General features: G+C 66.4%; 20 protein-coding genes and 1 riboswitch. Of the genes, 9 read left to right on the forward strand and 11 right to left on the reverse strand.

Annotated features, from left to right (window positions below):
* The first annotated feature begins 12 nt into the window (after window positions 1–12).
* From ACSYG9_RS03970 to ACSYG9_RS03985, 4 genes are read left to right on the forward strand one after another with little or no spacing between them, the layout of a single operon-like run.
* Window positions 13–1,908, forward strand: coding sequence for a VWA domain-containing protein (locus tag ACSYG9_RS03970; RefSeq protein ID WP_440125918.1), 1,896 nt, complete (start codon window positions 13–15; stop codon window positions 1,906–1,908).
* A complete protein-coding gene (cobO, locus tag ACSYG9_RS03975) occupies window positions 1,908–2,522 on the forward strand; it encodes a cob(I)yrinic acid a,c-diamide adenosyltransferase (RefSeq protein WP_454841244.1) in 615 nt (204 codons plus the stop codon). Before ACSYG9_RS03970 ends, cobO begins: the two co-directional genes overlap by 1 nt.
* A gap of 10 nt (window positions 2,523–2,532) precedes the next feature.
* Window positions 2,533–4,902: a cobyrinate a,c-diamide synthase gene (locus tag ACSYG9_RS03980; RefSeq protein WP_454841246.1), complete on the forward strand. Its 2,370-nt coding sequence runs from the start codon at window positions 2,533–2,535 to the stop codon at window positions 4,900–4,902.
* On the forward strand, window positions 4,884–5,822 hold the full coding sequence (locus tag ACSYG9_RS03985; protein ID WP_440125920.1) for a cobalamin biosynthesis protein: 939 nt from the start codon (window positions 4,884–4,886) through the stop codon (window positions 5,820–5,822). Before ACSYG9_RS03980 ends, ACSYG9_RS03985 begins: the two co-directional genes overlap by 19 nt.
* Window positions 5,823–5,892: 70 nt before the next feature.
* Here the strand turns inward: ACSYG9_RS03985 and ACSYG9_RS03990 are convergent, their stop codons facing one another.
* Genes ACSYG9_RS03990 through ACSYG9_RS04000 form a run of 3 tightly spaced genes read right to left on the reverse strand, consistent with a single transcriptional unit; the run spans window position 5,893 to window position 9,030 of the window.
* The gene (locus ACSYG9_RS03990) at window positions 5,893–7,425 is read right to left on the reverse strand and encodes a CotH kinase family protein (protein ID WP_454841247.1); all 1,533 of its coding nucleotides are present in this window, start codon (window positions 7,423–7,425) and stop codon (window positions 5,893–5,895) included.
* Window positions 7,425–8,102 (reverse strand): DUF4956 domain-containing protein, encoded by a 678-nt coding sequence (locus tag ACSYG9_RS03995; protein ID WP_169687043.1) that lies wholly within the window; start codon window positions 8,100–8,102, stop codon window positions 7,425–7,427. The genes ACSYG9_RS03990 and ACSYG9_RS03995 overlap by 1 nt, the downstream gene beginning before the upstream one ends.
* 22 nt (window positions 8,103–8,124) lie before the next feature.
* On the reverse strand, window positions 8,125–9,030 hold the full coding sequence (locus ACSYG9_RS04000; RefSeq protein ID WP_454841250.1) for a VTC domain-containing protein: 906 nt from the start codon (window positions 9,028–9,030) through the stop codon (window positions 8,125–8,127).
* Window positions 9,031–9,179: 149 nt separating this feature from the next.
* Between ACSYG9_RS04000 and ACSYG9_RS04005 the strand changes: the two genes are divergently transcribed.
* Complete coding sequence (locus ACSYG9_RS04005; RefSeq protein ID WP_440125924.1) at window positions 9,180–9,614, forward strand: DUF1801 domain-containing protein; 435 nt, start codon at window positions 9,180–9,182, stop codon at window positions 9,612–9,614.
* Between the two features lie 101 nt (window positions 9,615–9,715).
* Entirely contained in the window at window positions 9,716–10,270 is a 555-nt protein-coding gene (locus ACSYG9_RS04010; protein WP_440125925.1) for a hypothetical protein, read from the forward strand.
* On the opposite strand, the gene ACSYG9_RS04015 is transcribed toward ACSYG9_RS04010, so the two are convergent.
* The 4 genes from ACSYG9_RS04015 to ACSYG9_RS04030 are packed head-to-tail and all read right to left on the reverse strand — an operon-like array spanning window position 10,245 to window position 13,477.
* Window positions 10,245–10,985 carry a cobalt-precorrin-6A reductase gene (locus ACSYG9_RS04015; protein ID WP_454841251.1) on the reverse strand — a complete coding sequence of 247 codons (741 nt, stop codon included), beginning with the start codon at window positions 10,983–10,985 and terminating at the stop codon, window positions 10,245–10,247. The genes ACSYG9_RS04010 and ACSYG9_RS04015 overlap by 26 nt on opposite strands.
* Window positions 10,982–12,475, reverse strand: coding sequence for a cobyric acid synthase (locus ACSYG9_RS04020; RefSeq protein ID WP_454841253.1), 1,494 nt, complete (start codon window positions 12,473–12,475; stop codon window positions 10,982–10,984). Before ACSYG9_RS04020 ends, ACSYG9_RS04015 begins: the two co-directional genes overlap by 4 nt.
* A gap of 4 nt (window positions 12,476–12,479) precedes the next feature.
* Window positions 12,480–13,244, reverse strand: a complete 765-nt coding sequence (locus ACSYG9_RS04025) for a CbtA family protein (protein WP_440127526.1) — start codon at window positions 13,242–13,244, stop codon at window positions 12,480–12,482.
* Between the two features lie 38 nt (window positions 13,245–13,282).
* Window positions 13,283–13,477: a CbtB domain-containing protein gene (locus ACSYG9_RS04030; protein ID WP_054714377.1), complete on the reverse strand. Its 195-nt coding sequence runs from the start codon at window positions 13,475–13,477 to the stop codon at window positions 13,283–13,285.
* A gap of 30 nt (window positions 13,478–13,507) precedes the next feature.
* Window positions 13,508–13,626, reverse strand: a riboswitch (cobalamin riboswitch).
* Window positions 13,627–13,694: 68 nt separating this feature from the next.
* On the opposite strand from ACSYG9_RS04030, the gene ACSYG9_RS04035 reads away from it, so the two are divergent.
* The gene (locus ACSYG9_RS04035; RefSeq protein ID WP_454841254.1) at window positions 13,695–14,231 is read left to right on the forward strand and encodes a histidine phosphatase family protein; all 537 of its coding nucleotides are present in this window, start codon (window positions 13,695–13,697) and stop codon (window positions 14,229–14,231) included.
* A 3-nt stretch (window positions 14,232–14,234) separates the two neighbouring features.
* Here the strand turns inward: ACSYG9_RS04035 and ACSYG9_RS04040 are convergent, their stop codons facing one another.
* The 3 genes from ACSYG9_RS04040 to ACSYG9_RS04050 all read right to left on the reverse strand — a co-directional run bounded on the left by ACSYG9_RS04040 (window position 14,235) and on the right by ACSYG9_RS04050 (window position 16,887).
* On the reverse strand, window positions 14,235–15,164 hold the full coding sequence (locus ACSYG9_RS04040; RefSeq protein WP_440125929.1) for a cation diffusion facilitator family transporter: 930 nt from the start codon (window positions 15,162–15,164) through the stop codon (window positions 14,235–14,237).
* A gap of 177 nt (window positions 15,165–15,341) precedes the next feature.
* Window positions 15,342–16,436: an FUSC family protein gene (locus ACSYG9_RS04045; RefSeq protein WP_454842866.1), complete on the reverse strand. Its 1,095-nt coding sequence runs from the start codon at window positions 16,434–16,436 to the stop codon at window positions 15,342–15,344.
* Between the two features lie 34 nt (window positions 16,437–16,470).
* Window positions 16,471–16,887, reverse strand: coding sequence for a DUF3151 domain-containing protein (locus ACSYG9_RS04050; RefSeq protein WP_440125930.1), 417 nt, complete (start codon window positions 16,885–16,887; stop codon window positions 16,471–16,473).
* 80 nt (window positions 16,888–16,967) lie between these two features.
* Here ACSYG9_RS04050 and ACSYG9_RS04055 point away from each other — a divergent pair, with 80 nt between their 5' ends.
* On the forward strand, window positions 16,968–18,053 hold the full coding sequence (locus ACSYG9_RS04055) for an Rv0361 family membrane protein (RefSeq protein ID WP_454841255.1): 1,086 nt from the start codon (window positions 16,968–16,970) through the stop codon (window positions 18,051–18,053).
* Between the two features lie 66 nt (window positions 18,054–18,119).
* Here ACSYG9_RS04055 and fbaA read toward each other — a convergent pair whose 3' ends face one another.
* Window positions 18,120–19,157, reverse strand: coding sequence for a class II fructose-bisphosphate aldolase (gene fbaA, locus ACSYG9_RS04060; protein ID WP_440125932.1), 1,038 nt, complete (start codon window positions 19,155–19,157; stop codon window positions 18,120–18,122).
* Between the two features lie 156 nt (window positions 19,158–19,313).
* Here fbaA and ACSYG9_RS04065 point away from each other — a divergent pair, with 156 nt between their 5' ends.
* Window positions 19,314–20,192 (forward strand): VTT domain-containing protein, encoded by an 879-nt coding sequence (locus ACSYG9_RS04065; RefSeq protein WP_440127528.1) that lies wholly within the window; start codon window positions 19,314–19,316, stop codon window positions 20,190–20,192.
* Window positions 20,193–20,196 lie beyond the last annotated feature (4 nt).

The raw sequence follows: 20,196 nt of genomic DNA on the forward strand, positions 1-20,196 counted from the left end.
GTGGAGGTTGGAGTGCTCGTGTATCCGTTCAGCGCTGTCGTCGGTTCCGACGACTTGGCGCTGGCCCTGACCCTGTGCGCGGTGTCGCCGTCGATCGGCGGTGTGCTGGTGCGCGGCGAGAAGGGCACCGCCAAGTCGACCATGGTGCGTGCGCAAGCGGGGCTGTTGCCGCAGGTCGCAGAAGTCGACGGCTGCCGGTTCGCCTGCGACCCGTCCTCCCCCGATCCGCACTGCCCCGACGGCCCGCATCCGGCCGACGCGCCGTCGCACATCCGGCCGGCACGGCTCGTGGAGTTCCCCGTCGGCGCGAGCGAAGACCGCGTCACCGGATCCCTGCACCTCGGCAAGGCACTGTCGGCTCGTACCGCCGAATACGAGCCGGGCCTCCTCGCGCTCGCCCACCGCGGCGTGCTGTACGTCGACGAAGTGAACCTGCTGCACGACCACCTCGTCGACCTGCTGCTCGACGCCGCTGCCATGGGACGCTCGACGGTGGAGCGAGACGGCGTGTCCGTCAGTCACGCCGCGACGTTCGTGCTGGTGGGAACCATGAACCCCGAGGAGGGTGAGCTCCGTCCGCAGCTCCTCGACCGATTCGGGCTCGCGGTCGACGTCGCAGCGCCCCGCGACCCGCAGTTGCGCGTCGAGATCGTGCGCCGCCGCCTCGCATTCGACGCGGATCCCGACTCGTTCGTCGCGCAGTGGTCCGCGGCCGAGCAGGATTTGTCCCGGCGGATCGCATCGGCGCGCGAACGCGTGTCGGCGGTGCGCCTGGGTGACGACGCTCTGGTGTCGATCGCCGAGATATGCGCGGCGTTCGACGTCGACGGTATGCGTGCCGATCTCGTCACGGCCAAGACGGCGGTCGCGCATGCGGCGTGGGCCGGTCGCGACGAGGTGACCCGCGACGACGTGGCGGTCGCCGCGAAACTCGCGCTGCCGCATCGGCGGCGCCGCAACCCGTTCGACAATCCCGATACCGATGACGATCGTCTCGACGAATTGCTGAATCGTCCCGATTCGCAGCCTGATCCCGACCTCGATCCCGACGACGACCCCGACGGTGGCGGCGCGCCCGACCCGGAGGACTCCCCTGCAGACTCACCGTCCGGCTCGAACGCAAGCGTTCCGAACTCGGTGGATGCACCGGCCGATCCGTACCGGACACGGCTGTTCTCCGTCGACCGCACCGGACGTGGCGTCGCGGGCAGGCGATCGAAGGCGGCCACCACCATCGGGCGTACCGTCGGCGACCGCGCCGGCGACACCGGCGCAATCCATCTACCCGCGACGATCCGCGCCAGCGCGCTGACCTCACGCGGCTGGGACGTGCGACGCAAGGTCGTCGAGGGCCGGGAAGCGAACCTCGTGTTGCTGTGCGTCGACGCCTCCGGGTCGATGGCAGCCAAGCAACGGATGACACAGGTCAAGACAGCGATCCTGTCGCTGCTGCTCGATGCGTACCGTCGTCGCGACACCGTCGGACTGGTGACGTTCCGTGGCAACAGCGCCACCGTCGCATTGCCCCCGACCAACTCCGTCGATGTCGCCGCAGCCCGGCTGCGGGAACTCCCGGCCGGGGGGCGCACGCCCCTCGCCGAAGGCCTTGCCGAGGCCGCCGAGACGATCCGGCGGCATCGGCTGCGCGACCCGGACAGGCGGGCGCTGCTCGTCGTCGTCACCGACGGACGCGCGACCTCGGGCACCGACGCGGTCGCCCGTTCACTGGAGGCCGCCGATGTTCTTCGAGCCCAAGGGGTCGCGGCGGTCGTCGTCGACTCCGAGACCGGTCGCTTCCGGATGGGACTCGCGGCGCAACTCGCCGACCGGCTCGGCGCCGAATATGTACAAGTGGGCGAGGTTCACGCCGACGCCCTCACCTCGATCGTGCGTGGGAGGGCAGCCTGATGCCGAAGGGACAACCCGAGGTCGTACCGAACGACGGACTCACCACCCGCCAGCGCCGCAACCGGCCCCTGCTGATGGTCAACACGGGCGACGGCAAGGGCAAGTCCACCGCCGCGTTCGGGTTGGCCTTGCGCGGCTGGAATCAGGGCTGGTCGGTGGCGGTGTTCCAGTTCGTGAAGTCGGCGAAGTGGCGGCTCGGCGAGCAGACGGCGTTCGAAACCCTCGGTGAGCTGCACGACGAGCGCGGCACCGGCGGTGCGATCGAATGGCACAAGATGGGCTCGGGCTGGTCGTGGTCGCGCAAGGAAGGCAGCGACGAGGATCACGCCGCCGATGCTCTCGCGGGATGGCGCGAGATTCAGCGACGTCTCGCCGCCGAACAACACGGCTTGTACGTGCTCGACGAGTTCACGTATCCGATCAACTGGGGTTGGATCGACGTCGACGAGGTCGTCGAGACGCTGACGTCGCGGACCGGACATCAACACGTGATGATCACCGGGCGCCGCGCCGACCCCAAGCTGATCGACGTTGCCGACCTGGTCACCGAGATGACGAAGATCAAACACCCGATGGATGCGGGGCAGAAGGGCCAGAAGGGCATCGAATGGTAGCGGGTGCAGCGTGGTAGCGATTCCGCGCTTCGTCGTTGCCGCGCCGGCATCCGGGCACGGGAAGACCACCGTGGCAACAGGTCTCATGGCCGCCTTGCGTCGCGCCGGCCACACGGTGTCGGGGCACAAGATCGGCCCCGACTACATCGACCCCGGTTACCACGCGCTCGCGACCGGTCGGCCCGGACGCAACCTCGATCCGCATCTCGTCGGCGACGATCTGGTTGCGCCGTTGTTCCTGCACGGCGCGGACGGCGCCGACATGGCGGTCGTCGAGGGCGTCATGGGTCTCTACGACGGGATGCTCGGCACCGACGGGTACGCATCCACCGCCCACGTCGCAGGACTGCTGGGCGCACCGGTGATTCTCGTCGTCGACATCTCGCATGCGTCGCGCTCCATCGCCGCCGTCGTCCACGGCATGGCGTCGTACGACCGGGGTGTCCGCATCTCCGGCGTGATCTTGAACAAGGCCGGGTCGCCGCGACATTCGGACGAGGTGATTGCCGCACTCGAATCCACCGGCATCCCCGTACTCGGCGTACTGCAACGCGACGACGGGATCTCCGCACCGTCGCGGCATCTGGGACTCGTCCCGGCACAGGAACGTGCCGAGGCAGCTGCGCAACTCGATCGTCTCGCGTCGCAGATCACCGAGCACATCGATCTCGACGAGGTCGCGCGCATCGCGCGTTCCGCACCCGACCTGGCCGACATACCGTGGGCCCCGCCCGCCTCGGGCACCGACGGCCCCGTGATCGCCGTCGCAGGGGGGCGGGCATTCACGTTCCGCTACACCGAGACCGAGGAGATCTTGCGCGCGGCAGGATGCCGGACGGTCACCTTCGACCCGTTGCGCGACGAGACCCTGCCCGAGGACACCGCAGGCATCTACCTCGGTGGGGGCTTCCCCGAGGTGCACGCGGCAGACATCTCGTCCAACGCTCCTTTGCGCGAACACCTTCGGACCGCCATCGCAGGTGGTGTGCCCACCGTCGCGGAATGCGCCGGACTGCTGTATCTGTGTCGAGACGTCGACGGCGCCGACATGGTCGGTGCACTGGACGTCTCCGCCCGCATGACACCGCGTCTGACGCTCGGCTACCGCACCGCGATCGCGCCCGCCGACAGTCTGCTCGGCCCCGCAGGAACCCGAGTGACCGGTCACGAATTCCACCGCACCACCGTCGAACCCGGCCCCACCCCCGCGTGGTTACTGAACGGACGGCCCGACGGATTCGCCACCGCGACGCTGCACGCGTCGTACCTGCACACGCACTGGGCCGGTCACCCTCAGCTCGCGGAGCGCTTCGTCGCTGCTGCACGTACGGCCACGCCGGTGGCCTCGCCCCCACGGATCCCTCGTGTCGCGGTACCGGACCTTCATCATCACGGGGATCGCGACGTCGCCGACGGCCTGATCGATCTCGCGGTGAACGTGTCGCGGCGGCCGCGGCCGGGATGGCTCGACGAGGCGCTGCGGTCGTCGCTCGATGCGCTCGACCGCTATCCCGACCCCAGTGCGGCACGCGCCGCACTGGCCGGACGACATCGGCGCAGCGTCGACGACGTACTGCCCACCGCGGGCGGCGCCGAGGCCTTCACCTTGATCGCGCGTGCACGCTCCTGGCGGATGCCGGTGGTGGTGCACCCGCAGTTCACCGAACCCGAAGCTGCGCTCCTCGCTGCCGGTCACGAGGTGCGGCGCGTGCTGCTGCGTGCCGGCGACGGGTTCCGGCTGGATCCGGCCGCGGTGCCGGACGACGCGGATCTGGTGATCGTCGGCAATCCCACCAATCCCACCTCGGTGCTGCACCCCGCGTCGGCGCTGCGGTCGCTGGTGCGTCCGGGCCGGGTCGTGGTGATCGACGAGGCGTTCATGGATGCGATACCCGGAGAAACGGAATCGCTGTCGAACGAGAGTATCTCCGGATTGATCACGGTGCGGTCGTTGACGAAGACCTGGGCGATCCCGGGCGTGCGCGCGGGGTACGTCGTCGGCGATCCCGAGATAGTGACCGATCTCGCGGCGCAACAACCGCCGTGGTCGGTGTCGACCCCCGCCGCCGCGGCAATGATCGCATGCGCCGCACCGAGAGCGACGGATGAGGCGACCGTGATCGCCGACGGGCTCGCCACCGATCGTGCCGCGCTCGTGGAAGCGCTGACCGCTCTCGGGCTCGAGGTCGCGGGAGATCCGGCCGCTCCGTTCATTCTCGTCCGGGCGGTGCGGGGAACACTGGAGGCGTTGCGTTCGAAGGGGTTCGCGCTACGCCGCGGCGACACGTTCCCGGGTCTCGACGACGGGTGGGTGCGGATCGCCGTCCGCGACCGGGCAGTGACAGATGCCTTGACGGATGCGTGGCGGTCGATCCTGTGAGCGGCACGTCGAGAGCCGCGGGCCTGGCGCTCGGGTACGCGGCCGATCAGGTGTTCGGCGATCCCCGTCGCTGGCATCCGGTGAGCGGATTCGGCAGGCTCGCGCGCGCCACGGAGAAGATCCTCTACGCCGATAATCGCCCCGCAGGTGTGGTGTTCACGTCGCTGCTCGTGGGGTCTGCGGCGGCACTCGGAGGTGCGACCGATCGCGCCACCCGTTCCCGGCCCTGGCTCGGTGTCGCAGTCACCGCTCTCGCCACATGGGTGGTGCTCGGTGGTCGCTCACTCGGACGCGAGGCCCGTACCATCGACGCGCAGCTGCGTGACAATGACCTCGCATCCGCGCGGGTTCAGGTGACGCACCTGGTGGGGCGCGATCCGTCACAGCTCGACGAGAACGGCGTCGCTCGGGCCACCATCGAGTCGGTCGCGGAGAACACCTCGGATGCTGTTGTCGCACCGCTTTTCTGGGGTGCACTGCTCGGCCCTGCCGGACTACTGGGATATCGCGCAGCGAATACGCTCGACGCCCGAGTCGGTCACCGCACCCCCCGGCTGGAGAAGTTCGGGTGGGCCTCGGCACGGTTCGACGACCTGCTCAACCTCGCTCCCGCACGATTGTCCGCGCTGCTTGCCGCCGGCCTGGGTCCGCGTCCGGGCGCTGCGATACGCGCGTGGCGACGGGATGCGCATCGGCATCCTAGCCCTAATGCAGGGCCCGTCGAATCGGCGTTCGCAGGTGCGCTAGGGGTGCAGCTCGGCGGCATCAACGTCTACCACGGCGACACCGAAGACCGCGGCACGCTGGGCGACGGGCCGGCACCCACACCTGACGACATCGGTCCCACTGCGCGGCTCGCTTCCCGCGTGGGGCTGGGTGCACTGGCAGTGGCCGCGCTCGTCGCCTGCGCCACTCGGTGATTCGAGTTTGCGGCAGTAATAGACAGCCACAACCGTTTCGAACGGTTGTGGCTGTCTACGCGCGTTGTTTCTATATCGCTGCGAGCGCCTCAGTGCGCTGCTGAATCCAGGTCCGCATCGAGTCGACGCTCGACTGCAGGCTTTCCGCGGCCAGACCGTCGCTGACCGGGACGCTGGACGCGAGACCGTCGAGGATCTCGAGTGCCTGCCCGCTGCCGTACATCTGCTCGTACAGATCCCAGTAGGCCGCCTCGTAGACGTCGGTGAAGGCGTCGGACGCCAGGAACCGGGTCTTCAGAGTGTTCCCGCCCATCGACGGCCCACCTCCGTCTCCGCGGTTCGGCCGGGCCATCCCCTCAGGTGGTGCCATCCCTTCAGGTGGTGCCATGCCGCCGCCCATGGAGACGGTGTCGTTCGGTCCGGCCGTCGTTCCGCCCTGCATGGCCATGTTGAGATCCCACGACACGACCGAGATCTTCTCCGTGTCGAGGTCGTACCAGAGGTAATAGTTCTGACCGGGCCCGGACATGTCGTCGCTGTTCACGAGGAGGTTCTGCGTGGCGACGTACCGCGCGAACGAGTCGACGTCGACCCAGTCTGCGAGATGTGCGTCGAACTCCTCGTCGCTCGCCGAGTCCATCCACTTCAGAAAGCTGATGATCGGCTGTACGTCGCCCGTGCCCTCGGCATTGAGCTGCTTGAACTGATCGGTGTAGTCGGCCTGGTCGTCGCCGACGTACGCGAACTTCGACGACGCATCGGCTTTGTAGAGATACCCGTCGGAGTCGAACAGGGAGTTCGCGTACGACTCGTCCGGGTGCTCGAGCAGTAGACGCGTCGCGGTCGCACTGTCGTTGACCGAATACACCGAGTAGGCGTAACGCTGCGTCGCCTGGTCGGTTGCGGCCGTGAGCGACAACGCCATTGTTTCGTTGAGTACCGGTGAGCCCGGTCGCACCGACAGCTGGGTCATCCCTTGATATGCCCGGCCGTCGACATTCTTCGAGAAGTCGATGAGCAGCGGCAGCGACGTCGGATCGTCCACCGAAATACTGGTGCCGCCCAGCCCAGGCATACCGCCACCTCCGCCGAACATCGCTGCAGGGTCGAAGTCCTCGGGGATTTCGAATCCCTCCGGTGGTTCCATTCCTTCCGGCGTCCGGAACCCGCCGTCCTCGCCACCGGGGCCGCCTCCCATGCCACCTCGCAACGCCGAGAGTGTCGAGTTGCCCTTGAGTCGGACGCCGACGTCGGTGATCGATGTGCCGTCGATGGTGATGTCGGCGGTGACCCACTCCTTCTCGCCGTCGTCGACGTACGAGTCGACCATGTCGTTGTATTCGACATCGCTGATCTCGAGCGACACCTCGTGCTCGACCGACGTGTCGAACAGGTCGACGGCGCCCGCGATGTTCTCGGTGATATCGGACGTGATCACGGTGGCGTCGCCGGTGATGTAAGGACGGATGCGGGCGGCGCCGAACACCGTCCCGACGATCGCGACGAAGACGGCCAGCGCTACGACAACCTTCCAATGCTGACGCAGCGACGTCGGAATTTTGTGCCGCAACCGTTTTCGCGGCCCGGTCGTCGGCTCGTCCATCAGATGTCCGTCTGGTCGTATCCGGTGAGGACAGTGACGCGTTGACCGGCGTTGACCTCGTTCAACGCGGCGATCAGATCGCTGGACTGCTTGCCCTTCTTCAGCTGTGCCGTGTAGTACAGCTCGGTGAGGGCACCGCCGCGGACGGATTCGGTGGATACCAGTTCGAACTCGGTGCAGTACTGGATCAGCACATCGGAGACGAGGTCGGTGTATCCGGTCTCCGGCGGCACCTGGACCTTCACGACCTGTCGCTGCACGTCGAGCTTGAACCAGTTGAACTTGTTCATCAGCACCAGCACCAGGCAGATCGCGATGGTCGCGGCGATCGCAAGCACATAGAAGCGAGTGCCGGTGGTCATGCCGATCGCCATCACCAGGAAGATGAACCCCACGTCGCGGGTTTCCTTGATGGCGTTGCGGAATCGGACCACCGACAATGCACCGACGAGCGCGAATGCACGGGCGATGTTCGATCCGACGACAAGCATGATCAGTGCGACGACCATGCCCACCATGACGAGGGTCTGCACATAGGACTGGCTGTAGGAGACATTCTTGTGGGTGTAGCGATAGACCCAGCCGATGATGGCCGAGAGAACAAACGACAACGACAGCGACATGATGATGTCGAGTGTCGTGAACGTTCCACTGAGGTCCTGGAAATCGAAGTTCATGAAGTTGTCCTGTGTCTGTGGATCAGTGGGCCGGAACGGCACGGAAGACGTCGGTGGGCAGGGAGGCGTCGACCTCATCGGGCACGACGAGTTCGGGTGCGCCCAGTCGGGAGCTCGGTGCGAGACCGAATGCTTCGACGGACTGGCAATACTTGGAAATCCGATTCACCGACATGTCGAGACGCGCGGTCATATCCGTCACCCAGTACGGGACACGTTCGTTCGCCTTGATCTCGACGATCGCAAGCTTGGGGGGAATCGTGAAGCGATTCTCTGCGGGCGCAGCGAAATGGAAGTCTCGGTCGCGGCCGTGGATCCTGTGGTCGATGGTCACACGCAAGCCCAGATCGGCGTCGACGCCGACGAAAGCCTCCCGCAGATATCCGGTCGTCACGATCGGCCGCAGATCGAGGTTGCCGATCAGAGTGGTCACTTCGTTGACGAAGGGTCGCTGCGAAGGTTCGCACCGGATGGCCTGACGGTCGTCGAGCCAGCTTCGCGCTGTGCCGTAGGGCAAGGCAATGCGTCGCTTCTGGGTCACTCGGTTGACGCGCTGCTTGATCTCGATCTGCACGGACGAGTCCTCGGTGCATTCGTGCGGCGCGCCGTAGAGTCGCATCCGCACCTTGCGGCGGAACTTCAGCCCCTCGATCTTCTCCCAGTAGAAGCGCAGGCTCGGGGTGTCGTAGTAGACCGACGTCACCGGATAGCCCCCGCGCGGGGAGAACGGGTCGTTCTCCATACGCGCGGCCAGTTCCGCACGCAGTTGTGGGACCCGCATCTCGTCGACGAGGTATTTGATCTCGTATCGATTGAAGGAGTGCAGTCTGCTCGCGGTCTGCTGATAGCCGGTGGGGCGGGTGGGAACGTCTTCGGCAGGCGCCGCACCACCGGGCGAACCTCTGCGGAACCGGTCGAACACACTCATGGCACACCCTTCGTCTACGCATCTCGATGAACGAATCGAGTACAACAAGCGGCGCTCGAGGAAACGTGCGATCAACCTGGCAGTTTGCTGTGAGCAGCCACTGCGGTGAACGTCTGCTGCAGGTCGGATGGCCCTGCCACACTGCCCGTATGGCCGAGAACAAGACAGCGAACAAGACACAGCCCACCGACGCCTCCGTCGCCGAGTTCCTCGACGCGGTCCAACATCCGGTCCGTCGTGCCGACGCGTGGACCTTGCACGACATGATGACCGAGGTGACCGGGCAGGGTGCCGTGATGTGGGGACCGTCGATGGTCGGTTTCGGCCGCTACCACTACCGCTACGAGAGCGGACGCGAAGGTGATGCGCTCGCGGTGGGTTTCTCCCCGCGTAAGTCGAACCTCGCCCTGTACGGGCTCACGATCGCTCCTGAAGCCGAACAACTCCTGGGCACGCTCGGTAAATACAAGGCCGGCGCGGCGTGCCTGTATGTCAACAAGCTCACCGACGTCGACCTCGGTGTGCTGACCGACCTCGTCCGCCGCGGATTCACATACATGACGACGGTGCAGCACCGGCTGTGACCGGTCAGGGGTCGCCCGATCGGATGTGGCGCCGATCACGTATCAGTGCAACACTGTAATCAGTGCAAAACTGCACGTCGATCTGTCCGAGGAGGACGATCATGCGAAATCCACACATGCACTCACGTGGCTTCGGCCGCCCCGGCGGATGGCAACAGGCCGATGTGCCCGACGCGAGCGACGCCGACGACTGGTTCTCCGGCCGACTACCCGATGACTGGTTCACCGGTCCCGCCACGGTGGAGGTCGATCGGGAAGAGATCATCGTGACCGGCGAGCTTCCCGCACCCGACGACACCTCCGACGCAGTCGTCGAAGGACGCATCTCGCGGTTCCGGGAAAGCACCCGCCCCGAACGGATGCGCATAGCCGACGAAGCCGAGGCCCGCTACGGTCGCAAGGTCGCGTGGGGTGTCACGCTCGGCGGCCACGACGTTTTGTTCACCCATCTCGCGGTGCCGGTCATGACGCGACTGCGTCAACCCGAGCGCAAGGTTCTCGACACTCTCGTCGATGCCGGAGTGGCCCGCTCACGCTCGGACGCGCTCAAGTGGACGGTGCGACTCGCCGGCCAGCACACCGACGAGTGGCTCACCGAACTGCGAGAGGCGATGAAGAAGGTCGACGATCTCAGATCGGAGGGGCCACAGATCTGAGGACCCAGTCGACAGCCTCGTCGACCGATGCCACCGTCGCGACCCCGGGCGGCGCTGCGGGGCGACGCACCACGATGATCCGCACCCCGAGTTCATCGGCGGCAGCGAGCTTCGCCCGGGTGAGTTCGCCGCCCGAATCCTTCGTGACGAGAGTATCGATCTCGTTGTCCTGCATCAGCCTCCGCTCACCTTCGACGGTGTAGGGGCCGCGGGCCTGCACCACTGTCCAGGACGGCGGGACCGCGTGGTCCAGGGGGTCGACCACGCGCACCGTCACCCGACGCCCAGCCAGCGGACCGGCGAAACGGCCCAGTGTCTGACGTCCGGTACTGAGAAAAATACTCTCTCCCGTCGCGGCTGCCGCAGCAGCGGCGTCGTGGTCGTCGACCCAGGTCCATGAACCGTCTCCCGTCCACCCCGGGCGTTGGAGCCGCAGGAGCGGTACGTTTGCGTGTGCACAGACGGCCGCCGCGTTGGCGCTGATCCCCGCCGCGAACGGGTGAGTGGCATCGACAATCGATTCGATACTGTTCTCGCGCAGATAATTCGCGAGTCCATCGACACCTCCGAAACCACCGATGCGGACCGGCCCCACCGGCAGTCGCGGATTCCGGACGCGCCCTGCCAGTGACGAGACGAGATCGACTCCCCTGTCCTGCAATGCAACCGCGAGCGTTCGCGCTTCCCCGGTGCCTCCGAGAACGAGCACGGTCATCTCAGCGTTCCCGACAGAATCGGCAACACCGGCGCATCCGTCAGCGTCGTCAACAGTGCATCGACGTCGAGATGCTCGTCGACCATATCGGCGAGAAGCTCGATCCTCTCCTCGCGTGCCGAAGCGAAACTCACCGTGCCCGTGCGAATCTCACGACCCGAGACCGCGGCCACCTCGCGCAGCCAGGCGGCGCGCAGTTCGTCGCCTTCGAGACTGCCGTGCCACATCGTTCCGAAGACGTTGCCGCTGCGCGCACCCCCGAGAAACTCGTCGGCGCCGCCGACTTCCACGCGTCCGTGGTGGATCTCGTAGCCGGACGCAGGCGCACCCAGCGCGGCGCCCGAAGGCAGCCGCAGCACTTTGTCCGGCCCGAACTCTGTTCGGACGTCGAGCAGGCCGAGCCCCTGCGCCACCGCGCCGGGGCGTCCCTCGACTCCGTGCGGGTCGCTGATCTCGCATCCGAGCATCTGGAATCCGCCGCAGATCCCCAATACGGCGCCACCCGCACGGGCGTGATCGACAATGGCGACGTCGAGGCCACGCGACCGCAGCCACTCGAGGTCGGCGAGGGTGGCCCGGGTGCCCGGCAGGATCACGATGTCGGCATCCGCGAGAGCCCGCGGGTCATCGACGAAGCGGACCCGCACATCGGATTCGAGGCAGAGTGCGTCGACATCGGTGAAGTTGCTGACGCGGGGCACCATCACCACCGCGATCGTGAGGGCACCGTCGGCGCCGTGTGAGGGTCGTGAGGCGAGGGCGAGCGAGTCCTCGGAATCGAGCCACAGGCCGCGTTGCCACGGTAGAACGCCGAGGACGGGACGTCCGGTGAGCTCGTACAACGAATCGAGCCCCGGTTTCAACAGATCCACATCGCCGCGGAACTTGTTGATCACGAATCCTCGGATCAACTCCTGATCAGCGGCGTCGAGCAAGGCCAACGTGCCGTACATCGACGCGAATACGCCGCCGCGGTCGATGTCGCCCACGACGAACGTCGGCAACCTACCGTGCTGAGCGAGGCCCATGTTGACGTAATCGTGGGCGCGCAGGTTGATTTCGGCAGCGCTTCCCGCGCCTTCGCACACCACTATGTCGAACCGGCTGCGCAGGTCGTCGAATGCCGCGAACGCCGCCTCCGCAAGATGTTTTCGTCCGCCCGCGAACTCGCCGGCCTCGAGAGTTCCGGCGGGACGACCGTGCACGACGACGTGGCTGCGCCGGTCGCTGCCGGGCTTGAGCAGCACCGGGTTCATCGCGGATTCGGGTACGGCGCGCGCGGCGACGGCCTGGATCCATTGGGCGCGCCCGATCTCCACCCCGTCGCCGGTCGCGGCATCAACCGCGACCATCGAGTTGTTCGACATGTTCTGCGCCTTGAACGGAGCGACCGTCAGGCCCCGCCGCGACAGTGCCCGGCAGATGCCGGTAACGACCACGGACTTTCCTGCGTCCGAAGTCGTCCCGGCGACGAGAATGCCTTCGCCCACGTCGTCAGGCCACGGTCCGAACGCGCGTCGCACGTTCGGTGAGAAACGCGAAGATGAATCCGAGGGCCGCCCACAGGGTGACCTGAACGGTGAACGACGCGACGCGGAACTGCCACAGCAGGCTTGCCGGAAAATCGTCACTCACTTCGTCGATGGTCGGCATCACGAGGTATCCCAGAATCACCACGACGAGGAACGCGATCACCGGACCCACGAGACGGACGGTGTGCAGACCCTGGTTCGCGAGGGCCTTCGCGACGGCCACCGCCACCGCGATGGCGATGAGACCGAGCACGACCGCGGCAAGCCACCACAGCGTGCGCTCGTTGATGGTGTCGGGATCGCCGACTGCGGGCGGGTTCGCCGGGTATTTGAAGAACGGAACCGCTTCGATCGCGAGCCATGCCGCGCCCGCACCGGCCAGTGCCAGCTTCCATCCCGGCATGTCGGTGTAGCGACGAGCGAAGTGCAGCACCGCGGCATACAGCGCACCGAGAGCAAGCCCGGCCAAGCCGGTCGCGAGGAACAGTCCGGCCTTCTGCCCGGTACGACTCACCTCGGCGTCGTCGCCGTGACTGTGTGATTCCTCCTCGACGACTGCGGCACCGCCGTGATCATGATCGGCTGCTTCACCTGCGGCTTCTTCGATCGCGATGGCGGAGTCTATGTGGGGCTCCCCCACGACGAACGCCACCGCACCGGCCAGCAGGCCGGCGAGGAGGCCCGCGAGGAGGCCACGCAGCAACAATTGGACGAAACTTCCGGACAGGCTCGCTTGTCCACCCGGCGACGTCGGCCGGGTTTCACTCAGTGACACGGGAGGCCCAGCAGATGCCGACCGTCGTGCATGAGTTCGTGCATGAACATGCCGGTACGGGATATCGCTCCCTGATCGAACCCGACCAGATAGAGCACGACGAAGGCGAGGATCACCGTTGCGGCCACCGCTACAGCGAGCGCGGCCGAGCCGAGTGAGTCGTCGGGTGTATGGACTACCGCCATGACAACCTCCTGGGATTACGCGTCCCATCCGAAAGGTCATGTGCCGTGGGAGTTCCCTGACTTCCTGAGATCTGCGATCTTCGGTTCACAGTGGCGCGACCGCTCCGGATTCTCACCGGATTCCCTGCACCTCGGCACATGCGTACCGACGAACTCTGGCACCGCAGGTCAGTCGGTGTCAAGCGGAGAACGCTGCACCTCGAGGGACACTGTGCCCGTGCCCCGCCTGTTCCTGATCTCCCACGCCTCCACCCACGCGCAACAGCATGTGCGCTTCCCTGCCGACGATCCGCTCTCCGAGCGCGGACGACGTGAACTCGACCGTGCCACGCCGCCGGTCGCCGATCGCACGATCACGGCCCCGGAGATCCGCACCGTGGACACCGCAGCGGCTCTGGGCTGGTCGGCGACCGTCGAACCCGCACTGCGCGACCTCGACTACGCGAAGTGGTCGGGCGTGCCGATGGACAGCATTGCAGAAGTCGAACTGGCTACGTGGCTGACCGATCCCGTGTCCGCTCCGCACGGCGGCGAGGCGATCGTCGACCTGATCGCGCGCGTCGGTGCGTGGCTGGACACCTTCGACGAGTCACCCGAGCGAATCGGGGTCGTCACGCATCCGGCGATCATCAAGGCAGCGGTGGTGCACGCACTCGGAGCGCCGGCCTCGGCATTCTGGAGGGTCGACGTCCGTCCGCTGAGCGTGACGCGGCTCAACGGCCGTGGCGGGCGCTGGACCGTGCGGCTGGGCTGAACCTCACCACGTCACGTCCTCCTCGCACTTGCGTCCGTCGATCGTCCGTTCCACCTGCACGGTCGCGTGGTCGAGTCCGTGCGACGACAACGTGGTTCGCGCCGAGTCGAGCACCCAGTTCGCGTCGTGGTCGCTCACCAGGTGCACGGTCGCCACGTCCATACCCGTGGTCAGTGTCCACACGTGCAGATCGTGAACGCCGGAGACGCCGGGCAGCGCAGCCAGATCGGCGCGCACCGCGTCGACGTCGAGGTGGCTCGGCGACGCCTGCGTGAGGATGCGAAGCGATTCTGCCGCGAGCCGCACTGCACGCGGCACCACCCACAGGGAGATCAGCACACCGACGACGACGTCGGCGAAGCTCCACCCGAACGCGAGGACCAGCACACCCGCGATGAGGACTCCGACGGAGCCGAGTGCGTCGGCGAGGACCTCCATGTAGGCCCCCCGCACCGCGAGGCTTCCCTTGGCGTCGGCGCGCAGGAGCAACATGACGACAACGTTGGCCCCGAGCCCGGCCGCTGCGGTGAGAATCAGCGGGGCGCCGGGGATCTCGGGAGTGTCACCGATGCGGTCGATCGCCTCGTACATCACCCATGCCGCGACACCGAGCAACAGGATCGCGTTGGCCATCGCGGTGAGCACTTCGGCGCGGTGCCAGCCGAATGTGCGGGCTGCCGCGGCACTGCCGCGACGGGCGAGAACGAGCGCCACCATGCCCATCGATACGCCGACGACGTCGGTGAGCATGTGCCCGGCATCCGCAAGCAGTGCAAGCGATCCGATCCACAGCCCGACGCCGGCTTCGAGCAGGAGGAACACGCCGAGGACCGCGAGAGAGATGGCCATCCTGCGGATGGTGCGATCCGACGGTCCTGCGCCCTGCCCATGGCCCTGGCCGATGCCGTGTGAATGTCCGTGCCCCGAACTCATGGCCCTCCCTTTCAGGTCCGGGCCATCGTATGCATAAATGCGCATGTGTACAACCGCTACGTCCCTACGTCAGGATCACCCACAGTTCCCGCGACCGTTCCTGCTTCGCACACCGGCTGCAACGGGTTTCCGAAACAGCGATCGTCGCGGGACGAACCGGCCGCACCAGGGCCGATCTCAGTCCTCCGGCGGATAAGCGGGCTTCTCGACCGTGGGCGGCAACGTTGCGAGTGCCGAGATGCGTTTGAGCCCTGATGTCTGCAACAGGTCGACGAGCAGAGAACGGATCTGCGCGAACACCACTGTCGCCGACACTCCGGCTCCGTCGATCAGTTCCGGGCTCATCTTCCTTGCCACACTGCGCAACACACGGGCGGCCTCGGCCGCGTCGGGTTGATCGCCGGGTTCGGCAAGCACCATCTCGCGAAGCACTTCGACCGCGTCGGCGAGTTCTTCGACGATGCCGACGAGCCGGGAATCGAGAATCTCGTCGTCACGGACCAGAGTCAGCGACCGTCGCGCGAGGACGCGGATATTGCGCATCGCGTTGTCGATGGGGTCGGCGGCGGCAGTCAGCCGTGCGAGCCGCGGACGACTGTTCCAATAGAGCGGGGAAATCCGGCTGACCTCGTGGCCACCCTGGAGGTTGCTCCGCATGGAGTCGATCGCGGATTGCGTGTCGCGGGCTTGCCGCAGGGCAGCTTCGATGGGCTTCGGATTGTTCTCGACGAGGCCGGTCTCGACCTTCCGCAGAACCTCGGCGGCGGTCTTGAGAATGTCTGCGGCGTTCTTCCTCGCGCGCCGGACCGGATGAGTGGGGACCAGCGCTACCACTGCGATCCCGACCAGGCCGCCGACGAGAGCATCGACCATCCGGTCGATGCCGCCCGTGCCGCCGGGGGGTATCAGCGTCGCAACCAGGACAGCCGAATTGCCTGCCTGCATCGAGAAGATAGGCCCGCTGTTGAGCGCCACCGCGGACGCCATGGCGATCGCCACGACCAGAGCGATCTGCCAGGGCCCACTGCCGATCACCGAGACGAGCAGGTCCCCGACGCCGATTCCGACGGTCACACCGCACACGAGTTCGACGGAGCGGCGCAGCCGGGCACCCAAGGACAACCCCAGGGACACCACGGCGGCGATCGGCGCGAAGAACGGCTGCGGGTGACCGATCAGTGTGGTCGCAACCCACCAGGCGATACCGGCAGCGAGCGCGCATTGCACGATCGGCAGCGCGGACGAGCGCAGTCGCAGCGACGACTTCCGCAATTTCGTGCGGAAGTCGTCGCGGGTGGGTAACGACCTATTCGACGCCAAGTTCCTCCGCCGCGCGGGGATCGCAGTCCTCGAGCAGATCGAGGCACCGAGCGTGCTCGTCCGCTTCGCCGATCGCCTTCGCTGCCTTGGCGAGCACGGCGACGCAGCGCAGGAACCCGCGGTTGGGCTCATGGCTGTAAGGCACGGGGCCGAAGCCCTTCCAGCCGTTGCGCCGCAGCTGGTCGAGACCCCGGTGGTAGCCGGTGCGGGCATAGGCGTACGCGGTGATCGTCTCGCCGGAGTCGAGCGCTGCCTCCGCGAGGTACGCCCACGCGATCGATGCGGTCGGATGCTCGGCCGCAACCTTCGCCGGCTCCTTGTGATCGAGCAGATCAGATTCCGCTTCGTCGTCACCTGGGAGGAGAGTGGGCTGGGGTCCGAGCAGATCACCGAATGAGGTCATGGCGCCCATTCTGCCCCTCCACCGTCGAGCCTGGATAAGCTCCCCACATAATCACCCATCATCCGAACGAGGTGCAGCGAGTGCCGGACCCGAAGAACGAAGACCCGACCGAAGACTCGACGGAATCGTCAGCAGGCGAGGTCGCGGAGAACGGGCCGGCCGATACGCCCGACGACGTAGACACCTCGGGGAAGGTCGACGACGCAGACACGTCGGGGAAGGTCACCGAGGCGGCAGACGAGAAGGCCTCCGAGGACGAGGCGCACGACGATGCAGCGCCCGACCGGGTCGAGGACAACGCGGACGACGCTGCCTCGGGCACCCCGTCGGAGGAGACCGAATCCTCAGTGGATGACAATGCAGCCGCCGCTCCGGAAGATTCCCGGCCCGACGACAACGAGCAGGACCCCGGCGCAAGAACCGACGAACCCGCCGACCCGGATCCGGCCGAGTCCGAGACCGTCGCCATGCCGATCGTCGAGAAGACCCCGGACCCTGCCGACGCAAAGACCGTCGCTATGCCGATCGTCGAGAAAGCCGAGCAGCCCGACGACGGCAAGCAGCCCGAGCCACCCGCAACGGATCCGTCCGAGGCACCGACGACTCAGATCCCGGTCAGGAGCCACGCCCCGAAAGCGGAGCCGCAGCGCATCGCGCCGCGCGTGCCCGAGGCCCCGCGCCCGGAGCCTGCGCCGTTCCAGCCCACGCCTGCCCCTACCCGAATCCCCCCGTCGCCTCGAAAGAAGCGCGCGGGTTGGATGGTCTTCGCCGGTGTCGCCGCTGTCGTGGTGATCGCCGTCGTCGCGGTCATCGCGTTCCTGCAGTACCGGGAGAGCAATTCCCCCGAGTCGCACATTCGCGCCAGCGTCGACGAGTTCGTGCAGGCACTGAGTGCAGGCGACCTTGCAACACTGCAGTCTTCGACGTGCGGCGGGCTCGCGGAGTTCTACGCGACGGTCGCCCCCGAGGAGTTCGACAGCATTCACACGCTGGCCGTGGAACAGGGCTCTGTGCCGGTCGTGTCGAGTATCGACAAGGTGCAGATCACCGACGACACCGCGATCGTCGAGGTCACAGCTCACCCGATGGGCGATCCGTCCGACGTCACGGCACGCACCTTCGACCTCGCGCTCCAGGGGGAAGAATGGAAGGTGTGCAGCGAATAGCGCGCAGACCCCTCGCGACGACGACGGGCGCCGGCTCGCGCCGGCGCCCTTCGTCGATCGTGATACCTACTTGGCGGACACCGAGCGTCCCGCGGACTTGAGGTCGTTGCACGCCTCGACCACGCGAGCGGTCATCGCCGCCTCGGCCTTCTTCAGGTAGCTGCGCGGATCGTAGACCTTCTTGTTTCCGACCTCGCCATCGATCTTGAGCACACCGTCGTAGTTGCTGAACATGTGTGCCGCGATCGGGCGGGTGAACGCGTACTGGGTGTCGGTGTCGACGTTCATCTTCACGACGCCGTAGCTCAGGGCCTCGTCGATCTCCGACTTCAGCGAGCCCGAACCGCCGTGGAAGACGAGGTCGAACGGCTTCGAGCCGTCCTTGAGACCCAGCTTCTTCGATGCGGCCTTCTGGCCTTCGTCGAGGATGCCGGGCTTGAGCTTGACGTTGCCCGGCTTGTATACGCCGTGCACGTTGCCGAACGTCGCGGCGAGGAGGTACTGGCCCTTCTCGCCCGCGCCGAGCGCCTCCACGGTCTTCTCGAAGTCCTCGACGGTGGTGTAGAGCTTGTCGTTGATGGCGTTCTCGACGCCGTCCTCTTCACCGCCGACCACGCCGATCTCGATCTCGAGGATGATCTTCGCGGCAACCGCGTCGGCGAGTAGCTGCTGAGCGATCTCGAGGTTCTCGTCGAGTGGGGTGGCGGAGCCGTCCCACATGTGCGACTGGAACAGGGGGTTCTTGCCTGCGTCGACGCGTTCCTTGGAGATCGCGATGAGCGGGCGGACGAAGCCGTCGAGCTTGTCCTTGGGGCAGTGGTCGGTGTGCAGAGCGATCGTGACGTCGTACTTCTCAGCGACGACATGCGCGAACTCGGCAAGCGCGACCGCACCGGTCACCATGTCCTTGACACCGAGGCCCGAGCCGAACTCTGCGCCACCGGTCGAGAACTGGATGATGCCATCGCTACCGGCGTCCGCGAAGCCCTTGATAGCGGCATTGATGGTTTCGGACGAGGTGCAGTTGATGGCCGGGAACGCGAAGGAGTGTTCCTTGGCGCGGGCAATCATCTCGGCGTAGACCTCGGGAGTCGCGATAGGCACAGCGGCTGTCCTCCAGATGAGAGTGGATCGGCTACCCGCTCGGGTGTGGCAGGTGCTCTTTCGTCCCTGCAGTATGTCAATAGCCACGGCGTTTAGATACTCGGGCCGCTCTCCCGAGGCCGCTGCGATTCGAGCGCCCTCTGATGCGCCGGTACTCTGGGCATCGTGAATTTGCTTGAAGCCTCGGAATCCGCGACCAATTTGGCCCTGCTGCCGGGCTTCCTCGACCCGGTGAATCTGCTGAACTCGTTCGGCACCTGGATGCTCCTCGGGCTCCTGCTGGTGGTGTTCATCGAGTCCGGTCTGCTGTTTCCGCTGCTTCCCGGCGATTCGCTGCTGTTCACCGCGGGCCTGATCGCCGCATCGAAATCGACGGAGGTCGAGCCTTTCGCACCATTGTGGGTGCTGATGGTGACGATCCCGATCGCGGCGATCCTCGGTGATCAGGTGGGCTACTTCATCGGTACCAAGGGCGGCGCAAAGCTGTTCAAGAACGACGACGCGAAGCTGTTCAAGAAGAAGTACCTCGACGAATCCCACCGGTTCTTCCTGCGCCACGGTCCCGCAATGATCTTCCTCGCCCGATTCGTTCCTATCGTCCGCACCTACGCGCCGCTCGTCGCGGGTGCGGCGAAGATGCCGTATCGCGTATTCATCACCTACAACGTCATCGGCGGCATCGTGTGGGGCGCGGGCGTGACACTGCTGGGCTACCTTCTCGGACAGATCTCGTTCATCGCCGACAACGTCGACATCATCTTCCTGCTGATCGTGTTCGTCTCGGTGCTCCCGATCATCAGCGAGGTCGGCAAGCGTCTCCTCGCGTCACGCAAGAACGCCGGAGGCGAGGGCACCACTGCAGCAGAAACCGCGTCTGCAGATGAAACCGCGCCGGGGCAGGACAACTCTGCCGCTGCACTGCCCGGCACCGACCACACGCCGACCGCCCCGATCCCGACCCGGTCTGCGGCACAGACCTCGGCACCGACCACGCCGATCCCGTCGCTCGGTTCGGACCCGAACACTCGGCGATGACGTC

Source organism: Rhodococcus sp. SJ-2, assembly GCF_053750035.1.

Excerpts from the sequence above, each read along its gene's own strand:
- cobO (WP_454841244.1), top strand. The coding sequence starts at position 1,908 with ATGCCGAAGGGACAACCCGAGGTCGTACCGAACGACGGACTCACCACC.
- ACSYG9_RS03990 (WP_454841247.1), bottom strand. The coding sequence starts at position 7,425 with ATGGACGAGCCGACGACCGGGCCGCGAAAACGGTTGCGGCACAAAATT.
- ACSYG9_RS03995 (WP_169687043.1), bottom strand. The coding sequence starts at position 8,102 with ATGAACTTCGATTTCCAGGACCTCAGTGGAACGTTCACGACACTCGAC.
- ACSYG9_RS04000 (WP_454841250.1), bottom strand. The coding sequence starts at position 9,030 with ATGAGTGTGTTCGACCGGTTCCGCAGAGGTTCGCCCGGTGGTGCGGCG.
- ACSYG9_RS04005 (WP_440125924.1), top strand. The coding sequence starts at position 9,180 with ATGGCCGAGAACAAGACAGCGAACAAGACACAGCCCACCGACGCCTCC.
- ACSYG9_RS04010 (WP_440125925.1), top strand. The coding sequence starts at position 9,716 with ATGCGAAATCCACACATGCACTCACGTGGCTTCGGCCGCCCCGGCGGA.
- ACSYG9_RS04015 (WP_454841251.1), bottom strand. The coding sequence starts at position 10,985 with ATGACCGTGCTCGTTCTCGGAGGCACCGGGGAAGCGCGAACGCTCGCG.
- ACSYG9_RS04030 (WP_054714377.1), bottom strand. The coding sequence starts at position 13,477 with ATGGCGGTAGTCCATACACCCGACGACTCACTCGGCTCGGCCGCGCTC.
- ACSYG9_RS04040 (WP_440125929.1), bottom strand. The coding sequence starts at position 15,164 with ATGAGTTCGGGGCACGGACATTCACACGGCATCGGCCAGGGCCATGGG.
- ACSYG9_RS04050 (WP_440125930.1), bottom strand. The coding sequence starts at position 16,887 with ATGACCTCATTCGGTGATCTGCTCGGACCCCAGCCCACTCTCCTCCCA.